Below are 6,005 nucleotides of genomic sequence, written 5' to 3'. Positions count from 1 at the left end.
GAAACAGAACCAAATGCTCAGTTAGACGTCATTTCAGTTGGTGTGATCTTGCGGCAGTCTGGGGTGATGACTGCTGCGCTTGTCGAGCGGATGGCATCGGAGGGACTGTGGGAGTTGTTTCAGCGGGTGGTTCCGCCGGCTCCGGCACGGCCGCAGGGCGGGGGACGGCGTCGGCGAGGTGACCGAGAGGTGCTGGCTGCGATCATCTTCGTGGCCACCTCGGGATGCACCTGAAACCAATTGCCTCCGGGCTTCGGGCTGTCGGGAGTGACCGCCTTTCGCCGGTTCACTGAGTGGACCGAGGCCCTGGTGTGGGCCAAGCTCCATCGCCTGGTCCTGGACGAACTCGGTTCCCGCGGTGACCTGGACTGGTCGCGGTGCGCGATCGACTCCGTGAGCGTCCGTGCTCTCAAAGGGGGCAACTGACGAGACCGAATCCGACCGACCGCGGCAAAAACGGATCGAAAATTCACCTGATCGTCGACCGCCGGGGCCTGCCCCTGTCGATCGGTATCTCCGCCGCGAACCCTCCACGACAGCCAGGCCCTCATTCCACTGGTCCGCGGCATCCCGCCCATCCGCTCCCGCCGTGGCCGCCGACGCCGACGGCCCGGGAAACTGCACGGAGACAAGGGCTACGACTACCAGCACCTTCGACGCTGGCTGTCATCCCGAGGCATCCGGCACCGCATCGCCCGCAAGGGCATCGAGTCCTCCCAACGACTGGGCCGGCACCGCTGGGTCGTGGAACGAACCGCGTCCTGGCTGTCCGGCTGTCGGCGACTGCACCGCCGCTACGAGCGCAAGCCCGAACACTTCCTCGCGTTCACCGCCATCGCCGCCACCCTCATATGCCACCGCAGACTCACCAACTGAAATAGCCTCTTAGTTGTCCAGCTGAGCGTTGGCTGCAGACCTCACGGCGCGGGGGTACGTGTCACCTCCCTGGCGTTCTCCCAGTGCCGGTCGAAGTACGACTGGAAGTACGCGGCGGCCTCGCTGTCCTCAATGCGCATGCCCTGCACTCGGTCGCCGACGGTGAATGCAAGGAACACCGCGCTCGTGTCCATGATGGCCATGCTCATGAGGTCGGCCTTGATGGGCCAGGTCACCTCGCGAATGCTGTAGCTGCGCAGGTGGCGGGTCTGTTCCCGGTGCCGTGCTGTCCAGTCGCCATACGCTCTGGACGAGCCGAGGCAGAACAGGCGCCGCACCGATCCGCCGTTGCGCACCCAGTTGAGTACCGCCTGGAAGTAACTCGAGAAAGCTGCAGAAGATGCGCTGAAGTCATCCGGAGTTTCAAGGCGCATGTACCAGGCGTCCATATGGCTGGGGCAGCGGTTGACGAGATATTCGACCTCCGCCAAAGCGGCACGTGGACTCCGGCGGACGCCTGGATCAAGGGCGCTGCCCAAGATGCCGGATGATCAGCGTCCTTCAGGATCGGGCATTACGCGGTCGATCCACCCCACGCCATCGCCGGCACCGTCCGTACTCCCCAGGTTCTCCCCAGGAAGTGCCGTTGCGGCGAGCCCTTGATGGCACCGGAGGTCAGCTCATTCGAGGCACTGCTTCGGGCACACCGCGTGACTTCTTGTGGCTGTTCAGGCGATGCAGTCGCAGGGCAAGCTGTAGTTCGAGGGCCCTGGTGGGGCTGTTCCAGTCGGGGCCGAGAAGGCGCGCCACTCGGTCCAGCCGCTGCACCACGGTGTTGACGTGCACGTGGAGGGCGTCCTTGGCCTTGGACAGGCTCGCGCCATGGGTGTAGTAGGTGTCGAGGGTGTGGGTCAGATCGGTGCCCCGCTGCCGGTCGTAGGCGAGCACAGGGCCGAGGAAACGCTCGACGAAGCCGTCGATGTCCGTCCGGTCGCCGAGCAGGATGCCGAGGAAACCCAGTCCGGCGATGTCGGCGCCGTCTCCGGTGCGGCCGAGCGCCTGCAGGGCGTCGAGGCAGCGGCAGGCTTCGGCGTACGCGCCCGGAAGCTGTCGGGGGCCGGTGGCCGGCCCGGCGGATCCCACGGTGACCGGCGCCCCGGCTGCCTGCCCGAGGTCCCGGGCCAGCTCCGCGGCGAGTGCACCGGGCTCCGATGACGGTACGAGGACGACGACGTGGCCGTCGCGGGCCCCCGCGAGCCCGCCCAGCGAGCGGGCCCGGCGTACGGCTTCCGCGAACAGCCGCGCACGCGGCTCTTTGCCGGTGTCCAGGGTGAGCACGGCGCAGGGCTGGGAGAGATTGAGGCCGAGCTTACGGGCGCGGATGGCAAGGCTTGCGGTGTCGTGGCGTCCGCCGTGCTGGTCGAAGGTGAGCAGATCGTCGAGGAGTTCCCCGCGGACGCGGTCCTCTGCCTCGGCGACGGTGCGGCGCAGCAGCAACAGCAGGGCGGCGACCAGGGCCGCGCGTTCGAACAGGCGCCGGTCGGCGTCGGCCAGGTCCGCGCGTCCGGTCAGGACGATGCTGCCGAGGAGCTCGGAGCCGGCCAGTACGGCGCATATCCAGGTGCCGTCCACCGGGACGGCATGGCCACCGGTGCGGGAGGCGGTGATGCCCTGGGAGGACGGGGTGAGGGGGCCGGTGCCGGCCCGGGCCATTTCGGTGCCGTCCGAGTCGTGGAGGGCGAGGCCGCCGCCGAGCAGGGCGGCGATCTCGCGCACCAGGTCGTCGACGCTTCCGCCGCGCAGGACGAGGTCGGTGAGCCGGTCGTGGGCGTCGGCGGCACGGCGGAGGGCCGTGCTGTGGGCACGGGCGGTCTCGTTGGCCGTGTTGAGCTCCACGAGGGCGGAACGGGTTTCCTCCAGCAGGCGGGCGCTGTCGATGGCGACGGCGGCGTGGTCGGCGAGCGAGGTGAGCAGCGCGATGGCGTCCGGGGGAAAGCCCCGGGTGGTGCGGTCCGCGGCGAACAGCACGCCGATGACGCGTTTGCCGACACGAAGTGGAACCCCGAGGATGCCGCGCAACCCCTCTTCCAGGACTGCTTCGTCGATGGGGCGCGTGTGGGTGAAGCGGGGGTCGGTGCGGTAATCGGCGCTGGCGTACGGACGGGCGGTCTGGGCGACCAGTCCGCCGAGGCCCTCGCCCATGCCGAGCCGCAGTTGCTGGAAACGGGCGGAGACAGAGCCGTCGGTGACCCGCATGAAGGTGTCTTTGGCGACGGGGTCGTTGAGGGTCAGATAGGCCACGTCGGTGCCGAGCAGGGTTCTGGCCCGGTGGACGATGGCGTGGAGGACCGCGTCCAGGTCACGCAGGGCGGCGAGGTCGCTCGCGGTGTCGAAGAGCGCGGCCAGTTCGGCCTCTCGTTTGCGGTGCTGGTCGAGGGTCCGCCTGATCTCCAGCGCGGCCTGTGTAGCTTCCTCCAGGAGGGACCGCTCCCCGGGCGAGAGCCGCTCGGTGGATGCGTCGGCCGACAGGCGGGTGAACTGCTCCGTGGGTGCTCCGGAGGCCAGCATGGTCAGCAGCCGCCCGAGGGACACCATCGCGCTGTGTGCCGCTGCGCGGGACGTGTGGTCGTTGACGGCGGCCATGTCGGCACTCCTTCCGTCCGGGTGCGGGAAGCCGGACGCGTGAGGGGTGCGGTCCGGTGAGGGGCAGGGCACGGCTTACCGTGTGTCGCCGATTGTCCGCCGCGTACCGTCCTCGGTGCGACGGCGGGGTGCGTCGGCTCACACGGTGTCCGGGCCGACGGCCGTCGGCCCGGGCCGGCGTGTCCGGTCGGGGGAGTCGGCCGCCATGGTGGCGGTGAGGTCCCGGCCGCGGGTTTCCTTGGCGATGGCGACGGTCACGGTGGTGACGATCGCTGCCAGGCAGAGGTACAGGGCGACGGGGACGGCGGAGCCGTACTCCCTGAGGAGTTCGACCGCGATGATCGGTGCCGGCGCGCCGGCGACGATCGAGGCGAGCTGGGAGCCCATCGACGCGCCGGAGTAGCGGACCTTGGTGTCGAACAGTTCCGTGATGAAGGCGGCCTGTGGGCCGTACATGGCGCCGTGCAGCAGCAGGCCGGCCGTCACCGCCAGGGTGATCACGGTGAACGACTCGGAGGCGAGCAGGGCGAAGAAGGCGAAGGCCCACAGTGCCATGCCGGCCGAGCCGATCAGGGTGACCGGCCTGCGGCCGACGCGGTCGGAGAGCGCGCCCCACAGGGGGATGGTGACGAAGTGGACCGCCGAGCCGATCAGTACGGCGTTCAACGCGGTGCTCTTGGGCAGTCCGAGGTGGGTGGTGACATAGACGAGGAGGAAGGCGGTGAGGACGTAGTAGGAGATGTTCTCGCCGAACCGGGTGCCGATCGCCGTGAGGACCTCCTTCCGGTTGCGGCGGAACACCTCGATCACCGGGGCCTGCTCCTTGCTGCCGCGGGCGGTGCCGGCCTGGGCCTCGGCTTGGGCGGCGAGGAAGACGGGGGACTCGGAGACGGAGACGCGGATCCATAGGCCGAGCAGCACCAGGATGCCGGAGAGCAGGAACGGGATGCGCCAGCCCCACGAGATGAAGGTTTCCTCCGACTGGACGGTGGCGAGCAGCGCGAGGACACCGGTGGCCAGGAGGTTGCCGCCCGGGGCTCCGGCCTGCGGCCACGAGGCCCAGAAGCCACGCCGCTCGTCGCCGCCGTGCTCGGAGACGATGAGGACCGCGCCGCCCCATTCGCCGCCCAGCGCGAAGCCTTGGACGAGGCGGAGCACGGTGAGCAGGATCGGTGCGCCTGCGCCGAGTGTTTCGTAGGTGGGCAGCAGGCCCATGGCGAAGGTGGCCCCGCCCATCATGAGCAGGCTGGTGACGAGCAGCTTCTTGCGGCCGATCGTGTCGCCGAAGTGCCCGAAGACCACGCCGCCCAGCGGCCTGGCGGCGAATCCGACGGCGTAGGTGATGAAGGCGATCAGGGTGCCCACGAGCGGGTCGGCGGTGGGGAAGAAGAGGGTGTTGAACACCAGCGCGGCGGCGGAGCCGTAGAGGAAGAAGTCGTACCACTCGATGGTGGTGCCGATGAGGCTCGCGCTGACGATACGGGCGATCCCGGTGGAACGGCCGGTAGTGCCGGGACCGGTGGCCGGTGAGTCGGTCATGTGTCACCAGTTTCATGTGCGGGAAGGGCCGTGTGGGCTGAAGGAAGGGAGGCGCAGGGGCTCAATTCGCTCCCCAGCCGCCGTCCAGGGGCAGGGAGGCGCCGGTGATGTAGCTGGTGTGCGGTCCACACAGCCACAGGGCGGCGGCGGCGACCTCTTCGGCTTCGAGGAGCCGCTTGACCGGGGCGCGTGAGAGCAGGACGTCGGAGAGGACGTCGCCGGCGCTGATGCCGTGGGCCGCGGCCTGATCGTGGATCTGGCTCTCGACCAGAGAGGTACGGACATAGCCGGGATTCACGCAGTTGCTGGTCACACCGTGCGGAGCGCCCTCGATGGCGGTGACCTTGCTCAAGCCCTCCAGGGCGTGCTTGGCCGTGACGTAGGCGGACTTGTACGCGCTGGCGCGAAGTCCGTGGACGCTGGAGATGTTGATCACCCGGCCCCATCCGCCGGCGTACATGTGCGGCAGCACCCGGCGGATCAGCAGGAACGGGGCTGTGACCATCACCTGCTGCATGAGGGAGAAGCGCTCCGGCGGGAATTCGGGGAGCGGAGCGACGTGCTGCAGCCCGGCGTTGTTGACGAGGATGTCGACGTCCTGGGGCAGCGTGTCGATCACGGCAGCATCAGCCAGGTCGGCGATGTGCACCCTCCCTCCGATGGCGTCGGCGACCGCTGCGGCCTTCTCGGCGTCCAGGTCGACCACGTGGACCTCGGCACCGGCCGCCGCGAGGGCGGCGGCGCATGCCAGGCCGATGCCGCTGCCGCCGCCGGTCACCAGTGCGGCGCGGCCCGACAGGTCTGTGCCGTGCGCGGCCGAGAGGGTCGAGGCGGCCGGCCTCGGCGTGTGCGGGAAGGTGAATTCGCTGGTCATGGCCGGAAACAGTAGGGTCACCGCACCGGCTCTCCTATGGGGATGACCACCACAATGACCCGCCTGAGGCTGG

Annotated in this window: 4 protein-coding genes and 1 pseudogene; 1 reads left to right on the top strand and 4 read right to left on the bottom strand. The window is 69.3% G+C overall.

Annotated elements, in window-relative coordinates:
- Positions 1-66 precede the first annotated feature (66 nt).
- Positions 67-876: pseudogene (locus tag J7E86_RS17450) on the top strand (IS5 family transposase).
- 41 nt (positions 877-917) lie between these two features.
- Here J7E86_RS17450 and J7E86_RS17445 read toward each other — a convergent pair.
- The 4 genes from J7E86_RS17445 to J7E86_RS17430 form a co-directional block, all read right to left on the bottom strand.
- Positions 918-1,367 carry a hypothetical protein gene (locus J7E86_RS17445; RefSeq protein WP_215082613.1) on the bottom strand — a complete coding sequence of 150 codons (450 nt, stop codon included), beginning with the start codon at positions 1,365-1,367 and terminating at the stop codon, positions 918-920.
- Between the two features lie 184 nt (positions 1,368-1,551).
- On the bottom strand, positions 1,552-3,519 hold the full coding sequence (locus J7E86_RS17440; RefSeq protein ID WP_215082612.1) for a GAF domain-containing protein: 1,968 nt from the start codon (positions 3,517-3,519) through the stop codon (positions 1,552-1,554).
- A 138-nt stretch (positions 3,520-3,657) separates the two neighbouring features.
- Positions 3,658-5,058 carry an MFS transporter gene (locus J7E86_RS17435; protein WP_215082611.1) on the bottom strand — a complete coding sequence of 467 codons (1,401 nt, stop codon included), beginning with the start codon at positions 5,056-5,058 and terminating at the stop codon, positions 3,658-3,660.
- 61 nt (positions 5,059-5,119) lie between these two features.
- Positions 5,120-5,932, bottom strand: a complete 813-nt coding sequence (locus tag J7E86_RS17430; RefSeq protein ID WP_215082610.1) for a 3-hydroxybutyrate dehydrogenase — start codon at positions 5,930-5,932, stop codon at positions 5,120-5,122.
- Positions 5,933-6,005: the final 73 nt, after the last annotated feature.

It is taken from the genome of Streptomyces sp. ISL-11 (genome assembly GCF_018614525.1).
GTDB lineage: Bacteria > Actinomycetota > Actinomycetes > Streptomycetales > Streptomycetaceae > Streptomyces.
This window is presented reverse-complemented; position numbering and strand designations above follow the sequence as displayed.

Bases quoted from the DNA above. Each gene is read 5' to 3' on its own strand.
- J7E86_RS17440 (WP_215082612.1), bottom strand. From the start codon at position 3,519: ATGGCCGCCGTCAACGACCACACGTCCCGCGCAGCGGCACACAGCGCG.
- J7E86_RS17435 (WP_215082611.1), bottom strand. From the start codon at position 5,058: ATGACCGACTCACCGGCCACCGGTCCCGGCACTACCGGCCGTTCCACC.
- J7E86_RS17430 (WP_215082610.1), bottom strand. From the start codon at position 5,932: ATGACCAGCGAATTCACCTTCCCGCACACGCCGAGGCCGGCCGCCTCG.